Annotated in this window: 13 protein-coding genes; 5 read left to right on the forward strand and 8 right to left on the reverse strand. The window is 48.7% G+C overall.

The features are described 5' to 3' along the window. Positions 1-39: 39 nt before the first annotated feature. Both LQ567_RS22855 and LQ567_RS22860 read right to left on the reverse strand, forming a co-directional pair. A complete protein-coding gene (locus LQ567_RS22855; protein WP_231008188.1) occupies positions 40-1533 on the reverse strand; it encodes a sulfatase in 1494 nt (497 codons plus the stop codon). A 49-nt stretch (positions 1534-1582) separates the two neighbouring features. After that, a complete protein-coding gene (locus LQ567_RS22860) occupies positions 1583-2395 on the reverse strand; it encodes an SDR family oxidoreductase (RefSeq protein ID WP_231008189.1) in 813 nt (270 codons plus the stop codon). A gap of 232 nt (positions 2396-2627) precedes the next feature. On the opposite strand from LQ567_RS22860, the gene LQ567_RS22865 reads away from it, so the two are divergent. Next, positions 2628-3641: a LacI family DNA-binding transcriptional regulator gene (locus tag LQ567_RS22865; protein ID WP_231008190.1), complete on the forward strand. Its 1014-nt coding sequence runs from the start codon at positions 2628-2630 to the stop codon at positions 3639-3641. Between the two features lie 21 nt (positions 3642-3662). Here the strand turns inward: LQ567_RS22865 and LQ567_RS22870 are convergent, their stop codons facing one another. From LQ567_RS22870 to LQ567_RS22895, 6 genes are all read right to left on the reverse strand, one after another. Further along, on the reverse strand, positions 3663-4697 hold the full coding sequence (locus LQ567_RS22870; protein WP_231008191.1) for a S66 family peptidase: 1035 nt from the start codon (positions 4695-4697) through the stop codon (positions 3663-3665). A gap of 72 nt (positions 4698-4769) precedes the next feature. Further along, positions 4770-5417: a LolA family protein gene (locus LQ567_RS22875; protein WP_231008192.1), complete on the reverse strand. Its 648-nt coding sequence runs from the start codon at positions 5415-5417 to the stop codon at positions 4770-4772. Between the two features lie 91 nt (positions 5418-5508). Further along, the gene (locus LQ567_RS22880) at positions 5509-8094 is read right to left on the reverse strand and encodes a DNA translocase FtsK (protein WP_231008193.1); all 2586 of its coding nucleotides are present in this window, start codon (positions 8092-8094) and stop codon (positions 5509-5511) included. A gap of 147 nt (positions 8095-8241) precedes the next feature. Further along, a complete protein-coding gene (locus LQ567_RS22885; RefSeq protein WP_231008195.1) occupies positions 8242-8628 on the reverse strand; it encodes a DUF423 domain-containing protein in 387 nt (128 codons plus the stop codon). Continuing rightward, positions 8621-9127, reverse strand: coding sequence for a shikimate kinase (locus LQ567_RS22890; protein WP_231008196.1), 507 nt, complete (start codon positions 9125-9127; stop codon positions 8621-8623). Before LQ567_RS22890 ends, LQ567_RS22885 begins: the two co-directional genes overlap by 8 nt. Positions 9128-9542: 415 nt before the next feature. Continuing rightward, entirely contained in the window at positions 9543-10727 is a 1185-nt protein-coding gene (locus LQ567_RS22895; RefSeq protein ID WP_231008197.1) for an acyl-CoA dehydrogenase family protein, read from the reverse strand. 358 nt (positions 10728-11085) lie between these two features. Between LQ567_RS22895 and LQ567_RS22900 the strand changes: the two genes are divergently transcribed. From LQ567_RS22900 to LQ567_RS22915, 4 genes are all read left to right on the forward strand, one after another. After that, on the forward strand, positions 11086-11658 hold the full coding sequence (locus LQ567_RS22900; RefSeq protein ID WP_231008198.1) for an RNA polymerase sigma factor: 573 nt from the start codon (positions 11086-11088) through the stop codon (positions 11656-11658). Between the two features lie 93 nt (positions 11659-11751). Continuing rightward, the gene (locus LQ567_RS22905) at positions 11752-12957 is read left to right on the forward strand and encodes a FecR family protein (protein WP_231008199.1); all 1206 of its coding nucleotides are present in this window, start codon (positions 11752-11754) and stop codon (positions 12955-12957) included. 296 nt (positions 12958-13253) lie between these two features. After that, a complete protein-coding gene (locus tag LQ567_RS22910) occupies positions 13254-16385 on the forward strand; it encodes a TonB-dependent receptor (protein WP_231008200.1) in 3132 nt (1043 codons plus the stop codon). After that, positions 16363-16713 (forward strand): hypothetical protein, encoded by a 351-nt coding sequence (locus tag LQ567_RS22915; RefSeq protein ID WP_231008201.1) that lies wholly within the window; start codon positions 16363-16365, stop codon positions 16711-16713. The genes LQ567_RS22910 and LQ567_RS22915 overlap by 23 nt, the downstream gene beginning before the upstream one ends. The last annotated feature ends 8 nt before the right edge of the window (positions 16714-16721 follow it).

Consider the following 16721-nt stretch of genomic DNA (forward strand, 5'->3'; position numbering starts at 1 on the left):
CGGATGAATTTACTGTCCATATGATTATGGGTGGCTTTTCTACCAGTATTGCTGTATCGATGTTTTTTTGTTTTCGATCAATGGCAGCAACTGCTTCACAACCGATGGTTGCTGTGCCGCCTGGTTGCGGGTTTCATTGGGATCGGCGCTATAATCATACAATTCAATAACCGGCATCTCCTTCCGGTAATATTTTGTAAGCCGGTACCGGCCGGTACGGATGCTGATGCCCCGGTTAAAATAACTGTAAGCAACGGATGGCTCCGGTTTACCGAGCCTGCGCATCAGTGCCGGGTATAACGACTTGCCGTCTAATGTATCGGCAGGTGCCAGTTTAGCCAGCTCCAGCAGGGTTGGATAAATATCCACAGACTGCACGATCCTGCCGGAGGAAGAACCCGCCGCAGGCATCCCCGGAACGCGGATGATCAGCGGGCTGCGTAACGAATATTCGGACAGGGTATGTTTACCCCATACCCGTTCATCTCCCAGGTGCCAGCCATGATCGCCCCATAATACCACGATGGTATTTTTATCCAGCCCCGTTTCAACCAGTGCGTCCAGCACCTGCCCTACCTGCGCATCCACATAACTGACCGCAGCAAAATAGGCATGTCGCAATTTTCGCGCATAGGCATCCGATACCGGCGTTTTCAACGAAGGCTTTTCGATCCCCATTTTATACTGGTTAAACTCATTGCTGTTATGCAGGCTCTTACCGTTCACATCTGCCGGTATAGCCGGCGAAGCCGATAAGGGCAATGCGGCTTCCTCATACAGGTCCCAGTATTTTTTGGGTGCCGTAAACGGCAGATGCGGCTTAAAAAAGCCCACGGCCAGCAGGAAGGGCTTCCCCTGTTTTTTCAATGCGGATAGTTGCTGTACCGCCAGCCGGGCCGTTAAGCCATCGGGATACGCCGTATCCGGCACATCTTTTTCTTCATAAGGGAACACCTCGTTTTTCATACCCTGGCGGTTTGTGCCCCCTGCATAACCAAAAAAAGCATTCCAGCCGGTACCCCATTTGCCGGCATCCATATAAAAAGCATCCCAACTGTTGGGCAGCTCCCACTTATCTGATACAGGGGCGTTATAGCCGTACACCTTTCCATCGGGCGCATGACTGATCTTTCCGATACCCACCGTTGTATACCCGTTACGCCTGAACAGCGCCGCAAAAGATTCCGGTTGCGCCTTGCGCGGTTCGCCGGCCGTAAACGTTTCAAACGCTTCATTTGCAAGCGCAGCAGGTGTTTGCGGCAAACGGCCCGTAAGCAGGGCGTAGCGGGATGCCCCGCAGGTGGGCACATTTACATAATGATTCAGGAATACCCGCCCGGTGCGGGCCAGCTGGTCTATATGCGGCGTATGCATATAGCTTTTTCCATACGCTCCCAGTTCGGGCCGCAGATCGTCTACCGCTATAAAAAGAATGTTATAAGACGGAGCTGCCGGCTTGCGCTGGCCCGTTGTTGAAACAGGTATTAACAGCAACAACAATATATAAAAAAAAACAGAACGGATGCGCTGCATAGACACCTGAATTTATATTTTAAACGGCGCCCCTCTGGTGCCGCCACGCTTATACACCACTGAAGATAGAAAACCCGCCGTCCACATTGATCACCGTTCCCGTTACGAACCGGGCGGCATCGCTCAGTAACCATACCAGCGCACCGGTTAGCTCCTGAGGATCTCCAAACCGTTTAAAGGGCGTATGCTGCACTACGGCCGCGCCGCGCTCCGTCATTCCGCCTTCCTGTGTTGTAAGCAACTCGCGATTTTGTTCGGTAAGAAAGAACCCCGGTGCGATGGCGTTCATGCGGACGGCATCGCCATAACGGTTTCCCAGTTCCATGGAAAACCACTTGGTATAGGCATCAATGGCACTTTTGGCAAGGCTATATCCCAATACCCGGGTGATGGCCCGCTGCGAAGCCATGGACGATATATTTACAATACTGCCGCCGCCATTTTCGGCGATCACTTTTCCAAAAACCTGTGTGGGCAGCACCGTTCCCATCAGGTTGAGGTCCATCACCGCACGCAGGGCGGCAATATCCAGGTCGAAAAGCCCCATATCTTTTTGAATGATGGCATTCTTTATGTTGCCGCCGGCGGCATTTACCAACCCGTCGATCCTTCCAAACGTATGCAGCACCTGGTCCCGCGCAGCCTCCAGCTCATCTTCTTTTGTAACATCCGCAATCACCGAAAGCGCCCGGCCGCCATTGGCCTTTACCTCCATTTCCCGCTCCTTTGCCACTTGCTCGTTGCGGCCGGCAATAACCACTGCCCCGCCGGCAGCAGCCACGCCCGCTACAAACGCTTTTCCCAAAATACCCGTGGCACCTGTAATTACAACAACTTTACCGGCAAGATCAAATGCAGTCATACTTCTTTTTTAAATCTGAACGACAAGCGAAAAACCGTGCATGCTTTTCTTTGAATGGCAATAGACGGCAACTTTATCAACAGCACGAATATATTATTTATACAGCCTGTTTTCAAGAGCAAAGATGCTAAAAGCCCGGGAAGGTTCTATTACAACGTTTGAATATTTTGAGTTTTTTTTGAAAATCACATTTTTTTTCAGAACTTTTGAAAAATAACCGAGTGTATTTATCGTGAAAAAGGGCGTTACTATAAAAGATATTGCGGCAAAACTGAACATGTCCGTTTCCACGGTTTCAAAAGCGCTGAATGATAATTCCAGCATTAGCACCATGACCAAGGAACGCGTGGTAAAACTGGCAAACGAATGGAATTACGTTCCCAATGAAGCGGCCCGGCATTTTAAACAAAGCAAATCGTTTACCCTCGGGTTGGTGATCCCCGATCTGCTGGACCAGTTTTATGTACTGGCGATTAACGGCGTGGAAGCCGTTGCCGGTGCCAATAAATACCAGGTAATTGTGGCCCAGTCGCATGAAGACAGCAGCAAGGAAGAACAGATCATCCAGAACCTGATCAGCAACCGCGTAGACGGCGTGATCATCGCTATTTCCAAAAACACCAAAAAGACCGCACTCTTCCAGCGACTGGAGCAAACCGGTATCCCCGTGGTTTTTCTGTCGCGCTCACTGAACGATCCCGGCTTTGACGCCGTTGTTACCGATAATGCGCATGCTGCGGAACTGGCCATCGATTACCTTGTAAAAAAGCAGCACCGCCGCATTGCGCACCTGATGGGGCCAAAGGCTTTGGGCACCAGTCATCTCCGGCATGAAGGCTATCGCAAGGCCCTTGAAAAACGCGGCATCCCCTACGATGCCAGCCTGGTTCGGGAAATTGATTTTTCAGCCACACAAACCGACAAAATGATGGAGGCCTTGTTTGCCCTTCCCGATCCGCCCACCGCCTTTTTTACCTTCAAAAGCTATGTAAGCCTCGATGCCCTGCGTTTCATCAAAGCGCAATACCCGCAGCAATTACAGCAGGTGGATATTGTAGGCTTTGGAAACCTGCCGCTGATCCAGTACCTGGATCTTAAGCCCAGTGCATCCATTGATGAAAATTCATTCGACATGGGTATAGCCGCTGCGGAACTATTATTGAAGCACATTGAAAATAACGAAGCAGACCCACTGCCGGTTTCAACGGTACGGATCCCGTGTAAACTGATTGTGCACCAAAACTGAAGATTCCCATTACCTCACCCGCTACTGTACACCGTTCTCCAGGATGGAAAAGGTTTGGCTCCGGCAATTGATTTCAGCCAACCGCCCATAGGGAATAGTAAACACCGGGCAGGTATGCCCGAAATCCATTTGTGTAATCACCGGCAGGTCATATAATCCTTCCTCATCCAATACTTTTAACAGCTCCGTTTCATATTCCTGCGCATAGCAATTATCATAAGGCCGGCCCATAAGGATGCCGTTGGCCTGTTTAAGAATTCCTGTGGCCGCATAGTTCCTCAGCCAATACCTTACAAATTCGGGCCGTGGTTTTTCCTCTGAAGTTTCAAAAAATAAAATAGCGTTTTCCCATACCTCCGGCTCAGGCCACCAGCTTGTTCCTTTAAGCATTTCCATTACTTCCAGGCATCCCCCTATCAGCCGCCCGCTTACCACCGTATTGCCCCGAATAAAGCGCCATCCCGGATGCGGATTCAGGCTGCGCCTGGTGTGCTGTAACGCCGGATCAAACCAATCCAGGTATTCGGATGTCCACCCGCTTTTATTGGGAGCAATGGGCCCGATGATACCGGTTGAAAAAAGTGTCCGGCGGATATCGTCGATCTGATAGCGGTGCATTTCCACGTTCTCTGCAAATGCCGTTAACAGCGCAGGACCGTAAAAAGAACTAAGTCCCGCCTTCAGGCAAAGAAAATGAGTGATGGTACTGTCTGAAAACCCCAGGAATATCTTGGGATTTCTTTGAATAACCGCTACATCTACATAGTTTAATATCCGGATGCTATCCTCACCTCCGATATTGGAAATGATCGCTTTTACAAAGGGGTCTGCAAACGCATCCATCAGATCCCGGGCACGTTCCTCGGGATGCCTATACACCCAGTCAGCGGGTTTCAGCGCATGCGGGGTTTCGATAACGTTTAGGTTGAAAATACGTTCCAGCCGTTCCTTTCCCTTCGCATACCGGCGCGGCAGATCGCCGGCACCGCCCCACGACAGGGAAATCGTTGCTACGGTATCACCACTTTTCAACGCCTGGGGAATCATTAATTGCATGTGCAGCTAATAGCTATTAAAAAAAAATGCCCCGTTCCCGGAGCACTTATTATTCGTTCTATACCGGTTTATTTAACGCAGGTCTACCACTTCCACCCCCGGGTAGCTGGCCTTATTAAATGCAAACTGGGCATCCGACAGCGCTACATTGGGTTTTAAACTTCCGATGCTGTATACATATTTGTTGCCGTTTTTTTCAACCACCGTAGCACTTACCACGGTTTTGGTGGCTTTATCGATGGCCAGGTACAAGCGGCTGAACGGTTTGTTTTTATCGATCGGCTGCATCAGGATCACCGATACTGGCTTTCCGTTTACCTTGCTGTCCTTCGACATGGTATACATAAAATCCTTATTGTAGAAATCGGTAAACAATTTCTGCGGGGTGATCGTACTCTCCGATTTGTTGGCATTATTAACGGTTACTTCCTTGGTACCAGGGTCATAATTCCACACCGTAGCACCATCACTGATAATTTTATTACTGCCAAAAGTGATATTGAATTTATCGCCCTTCATATTCACCGTACCGCTTTTTCTCGTCAGCACTTTTCCTACTGCGCTCTGGATCTGATATCCAAACGTGGCCACTACTGTTTTATAGGTTTTGAATTTTGCACTGGCCTCATCCAGGATCGCTTTTGCCGCCGGATCCCGCTGCTGCGCAAACGAACACACGGTCATTAATAAAAACACGGCACTTACATATGCTTTCTTCATATTCTTTTTTAAATTGGTTTTGATAATTTTTATACTCCTTAGACGTCAAGATTTATACCGGGTTGCGGCGTTTAACAGATTTTAACAGATTTTAACCCAGCATATCGAGGTGCTGTTGCAGCTCCGATTCTGTTTTAATCAGCACCTCCCGGGCCTTGCTTCCCTGGTTGGGCCCCACAATGCCGGCTTGCTCCAGCTGGTCCATCAAACGCCCGGCGCGGTTGTATCCCAGTTTCATGCGGCGCTGCAGCAAGGAGGTAGATCCGATCTGGTTGGCCACAATGAGCCGGGCTGCATCTTCAAACAATGAATCGCGGTCGTCCAGGTCAAAATCGCCCGTTTCCAGGTCTTTTTCATCAATGTATTCCGGCAGCAGGAAGGGTTGCGGGTATCCTTCCTGGTAGGCAATAAAATCTACCACTTTATCCACTTCCGGTGTATCCACAAAAGCACATTGCAACCTGGAGAGCTCGCCATTCAGGCTGATCAGCATGTCTCCTTTCCCGATCAACTGATCGGCCCCACCCGCATCCAGGATGGTACGGCTGTCGATCTTACTGCTCACTTTAAAGGCAATACGGGCCGGGAAGTTGGCTTTAATGATACCGGTGATGATGTTTACGGACGGACGCTGGGTGGCAATGATCAGGTGGATGCCAATAGCCCGCGCCAGCTGTGCCAGGCGCGCAATGGGCATTTCCACTTCCTTACCGGCCGTCATGATCAGGTCTGCAAACTCATCCACCACCAGCACAATAAAAGGAAGGAACTGATGTCCTTTCTCGGGATTCAGCTTACGCGCGGTAAACTTGGCGTTGTATTCTTTAATGTTCCGGCAACCGGCATCCTTTAACAGGTCATACCGGTTATCCATTTCAATACACAATGCATTCAATGTATTGATTACTTTTTTGGTGTCGGTAATGATGGCATCCTCTTCATTAGGCAAACGCGCCAGGAAATGATTAACGATCTGGCTGTATACACTTAACTCCACCTTTTTGGGATCCACCAATACGAACTTCAGCTGTGAAGGATGTTTGCTGTACAACAAGGATACCAGAATGGCATTGATCCCAACAGATTTCCCCTGGCCGGTAGCGCCCGCCATCAGCAGGTGCGGCATCGTGGCCAGGTCTACGATAAAGTTTTCATTGTCGATCCGTTTTCCCAATGCGATGGGTAATGAGAAGCTGCTGTTCCGGAATGCATCCGACGCCAGCAGGGTTTTCATGCTTACGATTGTTTTACGCGCGTTGGGTACTTCAATACCGATGGTTCCACGTCCGGGAATGGGCGCAATGATCCGGATGCCCAGTGCCGATAAGCTCAACGCAATATCATCCTCCAGGTTCTTGATCTTTGAAATGCGCACGCCGGCAGCAGGCACAATTTCGTAGAGGGTTACCGTTGGTCCTACGGTGGCACTTATCTTCTGGATCTCGATGTCGTAGTTGGCAAGGGTCTTAATAATCTGGTTCTTGTTATTTTCCAGTTCTGCAGGATCCTGCACTACTTTTTCACTGCCGTGCGATTCCAGCAGATCCGCAGATGGTTTTTTATAATGTTTCAGATCCAGCGCGGGTTCGTATGCCTTTGTTTTTTCTACCGGGGCGGGCGTTGCGGCTTCGGGCGTTGGCGCAATCGGTCCTGAATTGATCTCCAGTTTCAATGCTTCATCCGAAAGAGGCTTCACTGGTTTTACGGGTTTTACAGCAGCCGGCATTTCCAGCTCCTGTGCAGGATCCGGCTCCGGTTCGGCAACGGCTTCCTTCACAGGGGGCGTTGGTTTCCGCACTTCCGGTTTCAGCACCGTGATCCGCTCATAGCCCTCCTCTTCTTCCTTGGCCTGAACCACCGGTTCCTTATTGATCAGTTTAATGTCATATTTCGGTTTTTCAACCTCGGTATCGATCACGAGCTTCGCGCCCTTCGTTTCGCCGGCAGCCGGCTTCTTTATTTCCGGCACCGCTTCTTCTTCAACGGGTTGCTCCATCGCTTCCGTTGCTGCCGCGGTATCCGCTTCCGGTTGTGCCCGTTTCAGCTTTTTAGGGAAACTGAACGCAGGGTTAAACTGCCAGATAAAGTAAGCGATCACGATCAAGCCGAGCACAGCCCCCGCGCCAATGGTACCCAGCGAACCACGCAGCCAGCTGGCGATCATATTTCCTACACCCCCGCCCCAGCGAAATTCTTCATCGGGCAACAGGAAGGCTAAGATGGCAGATACCACCAGCATGCCCAGGGTTACATATTTGAGGTTACGCCAAACTGAAAACACCCGCCGCCGCCATAAAAGATTTACTCCTACTACAAAAAAGAAGGTGCAGATCAAAATAGCCGCTACGCCAAATAAGCGGTAAATAAAATAATGAGCCGTTAGCGCGCCCAGCTTTCCCAGCAGGTTGAGCACCTTTACATCGGGGTCCCAAAGGATATCGCTTCCCCGTGAGATCTGGGTAAAATCCTGCCTCCAGGTAAAGAAATAGGAAATAAAGGAAATGATCAGGAAAACGGAGACCAGCAGAAATGTGGTTCCGGCAATTTTCCAGGTGCGTTCGTCTTTGGCCAACTCCCTCAGCTGAACTTTTTCTTCTTTTTCAACTTTCCAGGTTCCAGTCGTATTATGATTCCGCGCTATTGGTTTTTTATTCTTCGGTTTACTCTTAGTCGCCATGGAGCAAAGATACTATTACTGGTTAAAGATTTGAGCATCGGGAATCGGGATTTGAGATTTGAAAACCGGGCGACCAGATCCCGCAGTCAGCATCAATCCCCGAACGTTCAGCCAGCATAGAAGCCTGTAACATGGAACCGATCCTAACTATTTGCTATTGAGCACGCTAAGCGTAAAGAACACCCATCCGGCAATAAAGAACAATCCGCCAATGGGCGTAAGAATTCCTAAGCCGCCCAGGCCCACTTTACCAGTGGCTTTAAGCGCAGCCAGTGCATATAGTGACCCGGAGAAGAGCAGGATGCCGATCAAAAAGGCGATACCGGCCCAGGACATCAGCTTCACGGGGTACTTTTCGAAAAGAATGGCCACAAGGATCAATGCAATGGCATGATACATCTGGTATTGGACGCCGGTTTGAAAGGTGGGTACCGAATCCGGTGCTATTTGTTTTAATTTATGCGCTCCGAAAGCCCCCAGTATTACACCCAGTCCGGACAGTGCGGCACCTAAAGAAAGATAAGCTTTATGCATCGATGATCTTTTTTACAAATTCCTCCGGCCGGATATGACAATCGTCTACTTTTAGTTTTGCCTGATCATAATAGATTCGCCGGTCGTTGTTTTTCTTAACAATGTACGCCTGCAATTGTTCATCGTCCAGATCCCTTAAAAGCGGGCGGTGTGCTTTTTGCTGCCGCAACCTTCCCAGCAGGATATCGAAAGGCGTGTTCAGCCACACCGTGGTTCCATGCTGGTTCATATAATCGATGTTATTAAAATAACAGGGCGCGCCGCCGCCACAGGAAAGCAGGATATTAGGATGGCTGTCGGTGATCATATACAGGACTTCTTTTTCCTTCATCCTGAAATACTCTTCTCCTTCCTCTTCAAAGATGCGGGTGATGGGCCGTCCCTCGGACGCCACAATCAGCTCATCCAGGTCATAAAACGGCAGCTCCAGCTTTTTACTCAGGATCTTTCCCCAATGTGTTTTTCCCGCACCCATAAAACCGATCAGATATATACGCATAACGGTGGTAAATTCTAAATACTAAATATCAAATTCTAAACCCTAAATTCTAAATACTAAACTCTAATACTAAATGTTAAATACCTATACGGACTCCGGCAAATATCCGGTATTCGGGGTGGATGGTGAACTAAATTTTACATACTAAATCCTAAAATCCAAATTCCAAGGGCCAAAAGACCACGCATCAAAAAGCGAGAACCCAGGATCATGATCTCAAAACGTGACAAGGCAATCAATGTTTCGCCTGTTACCATGAATGCCATTCAAACTCTAAATTCCAAGATCCAAAGAACCAAGAACGCAATCCTATCAACAGAATTCACACCTGTTAAAGAATGGAGTATGGGGAATCAGGCATCAAACGCTATCCAACCTGGAACCAGAAACTTTAAACCCACAACCAGAAATATACTTATTTAAACGCATTGATCCCTGTTATATCCATACCTGTGATAAGTAAATGAATATCGTGCGTGCCTTCATACGTGATCACACTTTCCAGGTTCATCATATGTCGCATAACGGGGTATTCGCCGGTAATGCCCATTCCGCCCAGTATCTGGCGGGCATCCCGGCAGATCTGTGTGGCGATGGCACAGGAGTTGCGTTTGGCCATGCTTACCTGCTGGGGCGATGCCTTGCCTTCATTCATCAGTACACCCAGCCGCCAGTTGAGCAATTGTGCCTTTGTGATTTCGGTGATCATTTCCGCCAGCTTTTTTTGTTGTAACTGGAAGGCCGCAATGGGCTTTTCAAACTGGATGCGCTCTTTTGCATAACGCAGCGCCGTATCATAACAATCCATAGCCGCACCAATTACCCCCCATGCAATGCCATACCGCGCCTTGTTCAGGCAGCTCAACGGTCCCTTCATACCGGTTACCCCGGGAAGAATATTTGTTTTGGGGATCCTTACATTATCAAAAACCAGTTCACCCGTAGCCGATGCCCTCAGGCTCCATTTATTATGGGTGGTTGGTGTGGAAAAGCCTTCCATACCCCGCTCTACGATCACACCATGTACGATACCGGATGGGTCCTTTGCCCAAACCACGGCCACCTGCGAAAAAGGGGCATTACTGATCCACATCTTGGCGCCGTTCAGAATGATGTGGTCTCCGTCCTCCACATAACGGGTTGCCATGCTGGAAGGATCGCTGCCATGATCCGGCTCGGTAAGCCCGAAACAGCCCAGCCATTCACCGCTGGCCAGCCGCGGCAGGTATTTCATTTTCTGTTCTTCACTGCCATATGCCAGGATCGGGAACATTACCAGTGACCCCTGAACCGATGCGGTGGAACGCACGCCGCTATCGCCTCTTTCCAACTCCTGCATCATTAACCCATAGCTGATATAATCCAACCCGCCGCCGCCATATTGCACCGGTACCGTTGGACCAAAACAACCCAACGCGCCCAACTGTTTTACAATATGCTCCGGGAACGCGGCCTCCTGCGCACAGGTTTCAATGATGGGTGAAATCTCCTTTTTTACATAGGCGCGTACCGCATCACGGATCATGCGGTGCTCCTCGGTAAAAAGCGCGTCCACTGCAAAATAATCCGGGCTTTGAAACAAATCAGCTTTTACAGACATAACAGAAATTTGATGATCCTCAAAGGTAACTGATTTTAAGAATCGCAACGAAGGCGCCCGGATGCCGGGAAACTCGAAGTTTGGAACCCGCAAGCCACGGAAACACGGAATAGGGAGTTCGCAGAAAAAATGCAGGATCTGCGAACAGGTCATTTGCCGGAGAATCGGTCGCAGTCCTCGCAGATTGCCCTGCTGCCCGAAAGATGCACTACCAGGAAAACGCCAAAAGAGTTCCCGGCACATCTTTAACATTCCTCCGGGGCCAATGCATCCTCCTGCCCTGAAGTGTATACTTGTTTTAACTTTTTGCTATCTTTCGCCCGTTACTTAAATACGCTGAGTTATTCAAATCGATCATATGGTATCCCATGAACTGCTGAGGCTGGTTGCAGCGGGCGACGAAAAATCTTTCCGTGTGCTATTCGACAAATACAGAAGCCGGTTTTATGCGGTTGCATTAAAAATGACGGTATCGGATGTGATTGCAGAGGAAATGGTGCAGGATATTTTTATTAAAATATGGCAGAAAAAAGAAGAACTGACGCATATTGAAAACCTGGATGCCTATTTTTTTACAACACTTTACCGCCAGGTGTACAAACATTACAAAAAACTGGCATTAGACCGTAAACTACTAAAACTGATCTCCGAATCTCCCCGGTTCCATAATATTACCGAAGAAACATTGCTGCTTCGCGAAAGTGAACGGCTTATTAACGAGGCCGTAGCTAAACTGCCGCTGCAGCAGCAAAAAGTATTCAAACTATCCAGGCAGGACGGGTTTTCCAGGGAACAGATCGCCGAAAAACTGCATATTTCGCCGCATACGGTGCGCAACCATCTTGCAGATGCCACCAAATTTATCCGGACCTATTTAGACAAAGCTGCATTAGTTTATATGCTAATGATTTTCAACAGCATAGGAAAATAATAAAAAAAATAGCAACCTGGGTAGTACAAGCGCCTTTTTCAGGGATCTTTATTAGGAACCAGTTAGCAAACTGCTTTTTATAATTTGAATTGTATGCCATTATCCAGAGAACGGATCATTTTTTTATTGGAAGCATATACGTCGCAAAAAGCCACTTCGCAGGAAGAAAAAGAGCTTTGGGACTGGGTGCAGCATGCGCAGGAAGATATTGTATTAAGAGATTATGTTCATAAACTTTGGAACGGGCAACCGCCGGATCAAACATTTAACCAGGTAGACTGGGACCGGATGTTCGATGCCATTGTTTCCCGAAACGAAATGGTGCCAACAATACCCCGGAGAAAACGCCTGTTTATGCGCTGGCACCAGGTTGCTGCGGCCGTTGCTATTTTGGCGGTATTGTCGGCCGGCTTTTATTTTGCCTTTTTCAAAAAAGACCACAGTCAGCAACCGGTTACTGCGCTTCACGACATAAAAGCGCCGCAAACAAACCGGGCGACCATCACCCTTTCAAACGGGCAAAAAGTTTACCTGGATAGCATGGCCCGGGGAGCACTTGTTGCCCAGGGTGGTGTGCAGGTGCTTAAACTTGCGGACGGCCGGATCATTTATAAAGGCGCAGCCTCCGAAGAGTTATACAATACCCTTACCAACCCCCGGGGCAGCAAGGTAATTGATATGATACTGGCAGACGGCACACATATCTGGCTGAACTCAGGTTCGTCCATCCGTTATCCCGCGGCTTTTGTGGGCGATGAACGAAAGGTGTCCATTACCGGGGAGGCCTATTTTGAAGTGGCGCGGGATACAAAAAAGCCCTTTAAGGTGGTACTGCCTTCTTTCAAAGGCGTACGGGGCGGTGAAATAACAGTATTGGGTACACACTTCAATGTAAATGCTTATGATGATGAAAAAGCAATAAAAACCACCCTTCTGGAAGGCAGTGTACTCCTGAATCTTTCATCGCCGTCTCAAACAAAACAGACGGCGCGGCTGCGGCCCGGCCAGCAAGCCCGCATCGCAGACGACCTGGTTGTGGCCAGTGATCCGAACCTGGAAGAAGTGATGGCCTGGAAAAATGACCGGTTTGATTTTGGGGAGAAAACCGATATAGAAACCCTCATGCGACAACTCGCAAGATGGTATGATATAGATGTGCATTATGCAGGAAAGATCAACGCGCATTTTGGCGGCTCCATATCGAGACAGGTAAACGTCTCCGGGGTGCTGAAGCTTTTAGAAGCTACCGGCGGTGCAAAATTCAGGATAGAAGGAAAAACGGTAACGATTACCCCCTGATTATACATTTTCAATTAACTAAAAATAAATGACCGGTGGCGCAGCAACGCCCCGGTCTCTTAGAGGTTAACTTTTTATCCGTCCGGGCTTGGAGGCATGGTCGGTAAACAACAATCAATAACAACTGATTGCCATTTTTTATTTATTAACGCTCAAATCAGAACAAAGGTATGGTATTAAAATCGTACGGTCAGATGTGCTGTTTCTCCCGCAGTTCTTTTGCGAATGAAGCAAAGCGCCTGCTGCCGGAAAAGGAATCAAAACAAAAAATCTTCATCAAACAAGTATTGCGTGTTATGAAATTAACGACGATCCTGCTGCTGTTTACATGTTTGGCTGCGAGCGCTACGGGGTTTTCACAAATAACCCTTTCGGAAAAAAGTGTGCCCCTGTCAAATGTGCTCCGGAAAATTCAGCGGCAAAGCGGTTATGATATTTTGTATCGGTATGAACTGACACAGGAGGTTGGACCCATAACCGTAAATGTAAAAAACGTTCCTTTAAAAGAAGCGCTGGATGCTTGTTTGGATGGGAAAGGGCTCGACTACAAAATTGTTGGCAAAACCATTGTGGTTTCTAAAAGTGAGCAAAAGCGGGATGTTGCCCCCGCCATAAAACCAGTCCGGAAGGAGCCGGCTGCCCCACCGCGTATTAATATAGTTGGTTCTGTAAAAGACTCAACGGGGAACCCGCTTGCCGGCGCTACCGTGGCCCTCAAAGGAACGGCTATTGCCACCAAAACCGATGCGAACGGTAACTATTCCCTTTCGATACCAGACGAAGGAGGAACACTCGAAATTTCCTATACAGGATATAATACGGTCGAAATTCCCGTAAGCAAAACAGGCGTGATCGATGCCGTTTTAAGCCTGGCAGATACGCGGGCGGAAGAAATTGTAATTACGGCATACGGCGAAAAAAAGATGCGTGAGGCTGTTACCGGGTCGGTAACCACCGTTAACCCGGAGAACCTGCGCATCCCCTCCAGCAACTTAACCACTTCGCTGGCCGGCCAGATAGCCGGTATCATCGCCTATCAGCCCGGCGGGCAGCCCGGCTACGACAATGCCCAGTTCTTTATACGCGGTGTAACCACCTTTGGTTACTCCAGCAGCCCGTTAATTATCATTGACAACCTCGAATCCAGTACCAACGACCTGGCACGCCTGCAGGTGAATGATATTGAGTCGTTTTCTATATTGAAGGATGCCGGGGCTACGGCCCTGTACGGATCCCGCGGTGCCAACGGGGTTGTGCTGGTAATGACAAAAAGAGGAAAGATCGGAACCCCTGTTGTAAGCGGCCAGTTTGACAACTCGCTGTCGCGGCCTACAAAAAACCTGCAGCTTGCAGACCCTATCACTTTTATGAAGCTCTACAACGAGGCCTCCGTTACCCGTGATCCCTATGCCGGCGAACGTTACACTGCAGACAAGATCTACTTTACCCAACAAACGATTGATAAAGCCCCCGGATATAACCCTTATGTGTACCCGGTAAATGACTGGATGGATCTTTTATTTAAAAAGTATACCAATAACCAGCGGGCCAATATAAATATCAGGGGCGGTAGCAACCTTGCAAAATATTTTGTGTCGGGTTCGTATAATGTAGATAATGGCATCCTCAAGGTAGATCCAATCAACAATTTTAATAACAATGTTAAACTCAACAGCTATCAGCTGCGGTCGAACATTGATATGAACCTTACCAAAACAACCGTTTTATCCGTACTGCTGGGCGGTATTTTTGACCAGTACAACGGTCCTATAACCAGCGATCCGAGCGGTGCCTCCGATTTATGGAATATTGTAATGCATACGGATCCCGTTGCGTTCCCTGCTTATTTTTTACCGGACTCCGCCAACCTCTACACAAAGCATCTTTTATTTGGAAATACCAATGGAGGCCTGTCCGTGAACCCCTATGCAAACCTGATGAGAGGATACTCCCAGTTTTACCGGTCTACCATTAATGCGCAGCTCAATATTGCACAGGATCTGAAAATGTTATTACCCGGTTTAAAGTTTTCGGGAATGATCTCCACTACCCGGTTCTCCAATTATAGCATCAACCGCACCTATAATCCGTTTTATTATGCAGTGCAGAACTATAACGCGGTTAAGGACCAGTACAGCTTATTGTGGCTGAACAATGTTACAGATGGCAATAAGCCAACGGAATACCTGGATTTTAGCAGATCGCCCAATATCGTTACGTCACAGGTATATATGCAGGGCGTATTGAGTTATGATAAAACCTTTGCAAGCGATCATAATATCAGTGCAAAATTAATCGGCGCCCGCCAGGAACGGGTGCTGAGCACCTCGGCCAACGGCACTTTCGACGGTTCCCTGCAGGGAACCTTGCCTTACAGGAATCTCAACTACTCGGGTAGTGTTACCTATACCTACGCGCGTAAATACATCACCGATTTCAGTTTCGGATACAATGGATCGGAGCGCTTTTCGGAAGAGAAGCGGTTTGGATTTTTCCCAACAGTGGGTGCCGCATGGGTACTTTCCCGTGAAAAGTTCTGGCAGGAATCCTTCCTGGCCGATTTGATCAGCTCCTTCAAGCTACGGGGCTCCTACGGCTTTGCCGGTAACGATAATATCTCGGGCAACCGGTTCTTTTATCTTTCCAATGTGGACTTAACCGGTGGCAACGGCGCCTCCTTTGGAGTTGTAAACGGTTATTCCCGGCCCGGGGTTGCAATCTCCAACTATCCCAACCCGCTTGTTACCTGGGAGCGGTCTAACCAGTTGAGCCTGGGTGCAGAGTTAACCATATTAAAAGATTTGAAAACGGTTGTGGAGGTTTACAAACAAAAACGGGATAATATTTACCAAACCAGGCTGCCGATTGCATCTATGGGTTTGGAAACGGGTATCGGCGCCAATCTGGGCAAGGCTGAATCCAAAGGACTTGATCTCTCCCTCGATTATAGTACCATGGTGGCAAAAGATGTTATGATTGCCGGCCGGGCGAATCTGACAGCAACACAGTCAAAATACATCTTCAACGAAGAGCCCGATTATCCCGGTGAGCCCTGGCGCCGCAAAACCGGCGCGCTCATTAACCAGCGGTACGGCTACGTTGCAGAACGGTTGTTTGTAGATGACCAGGAGGTTGCAAATTCGCCCTACCAGTTTGCCGGAACCATGGGTGGCGATATCAAGTACCGCGATGTAAACGGCGACGGACAAATCACCACGGCCGATATGGTACCCATCGGCGACCCTGCAACACCCCAGATCACCTACGGTTTCGGCTTAAGCAGCAGGATCAAACAATTTGACATCGCTTTCTTTTTCCAGGGCAATGCCAAAACAAGCCTCTTTATAAACCCCCAGCGCCGTAAGCCCGTTTTTAGGTGGTGGAGCACCGGCCAGTACCACGCTCTTGCTGCAGGCGTTTGCAGATGACCACTGGTCCGAGTCGGACAGAAACCTGTATGCATTATATCCGCGCTTTGCAACCGCCTCCAATCAAATTACCAATAACCTGCAAACCAGCACCTGGTGGATGCGCAATGGTTCGTTCCTGAGATTAAAAAGCGTGGAGCTGGGATACTCCCTGTCCCCTCAGCTTTTACAAAGGCTCCGGATAAAAAGCCTGCGGTTGTATGCCAGCGGCATGAATTTGCTCACCATCAGCGGGTTTAAACTATGGGATGTAGAGCAGGGCGGCAACGGCTTTGCGTATCCCATTCAAAAAGTAGTAAATATTGGCGCACAAATAAGTATAAACTAATTTATAGT

Origin of the sequence: Niabella pedocola (genome assembly GCF_021044425.1) — a bacterium.
In the GTDB taxonomy this organism is placed as follows: Bacteria; Bacteroidota; Bacteroidia; order Chitinophagales; family Chitinophagaceae; genus Niabella; species Niabella pedocola.

What these genes read in the sequence shown, in the direction of transcription:
- LQ567_RS22885 (WP_231008195.1), bottom strand. Translation starts at nt 8,628, where the DNA reads ATGCATAAAGCTTATCTTTCTTTAGGTGCCGCACTGTCCGGACTGGGT.
- LQ567_RS22900 (WP_231008198.1), top strand. Translation starts at nt 11,086, where the DNA reads ATGGTATCCCATGAACTGCTGAGGCTGGTTGCAGCGGGCGACGAAAAA.
- LQ567_RS22905 (WP_231008199.1), top strand. Translation starts at nt 11,752, where the DNA reads ATGCCATTATCCAGAGAACGGATCATTTTTTTATTGGAAGCATATACG.
- LQ567_RS22890 (WP_231008196.1), bottom strand. Translation starts at nt 9,127, where the DNA reads ATGCGTATATATCTGATCGGTTTTATGGGTGCGGGAAAAACACATTGG.
- LQ567_RS22870 (WP_231008191.1), bottom strand. Translation starts at nt 4,697, where the DNA reads ATGCAATTAATGATTCCCCAGGCGTTGAAAAGTGGTGATACCGTAGCA.
- LQ567_RS22880 (WP_231008193.1), bottom strand. Translation starts at nt 8,094, where the DNA reads ATGGCGACTAAGAGTAAACCGAAGAATAAAAAACCAATAGCGCGGAAT.
- LQ567_RS22910 (WP_231008200.1), top strand. Translation starts at nt 13,254, where the DNA reads ATGAAATTAACGACGATCCTGCTGCTGTTTACATGTTTGGCTGCGAGC.
- LQ567_RS22860 (WP_231008189.1), bottom strand. Translation starts at nt 2,395, where the DNA reads ATGACTGCATTTGATCTTGCCGGTAAAGTTGTTGTAATTACAGGTGCC.
- LQ567_RS22895 (WP_231008197.1), bottom strand. Translation starts at nt 10,727, where the DNA reads ATGTCTGTAAAAGCTGATTTGTTTCAAAGCCCGGATTATTTTGCAGTG.
- LQ567_RS22875 (WP_231008192.1), bottom strand. Translation starts at nt 5,417, where the DNA reads ATGAAGAAAGCATATGTAAGTGCCGTGTTTTTATTAATGACCGTGTGT.
- LQ567_RS22855 (WP_231008188.1), bottom strand. Translation starts at nt 1,533, where the DNA reads ATGCAGCGCATCCGTTCTGTTTTTTTTTATATATTGTTGTTGCTGTTA.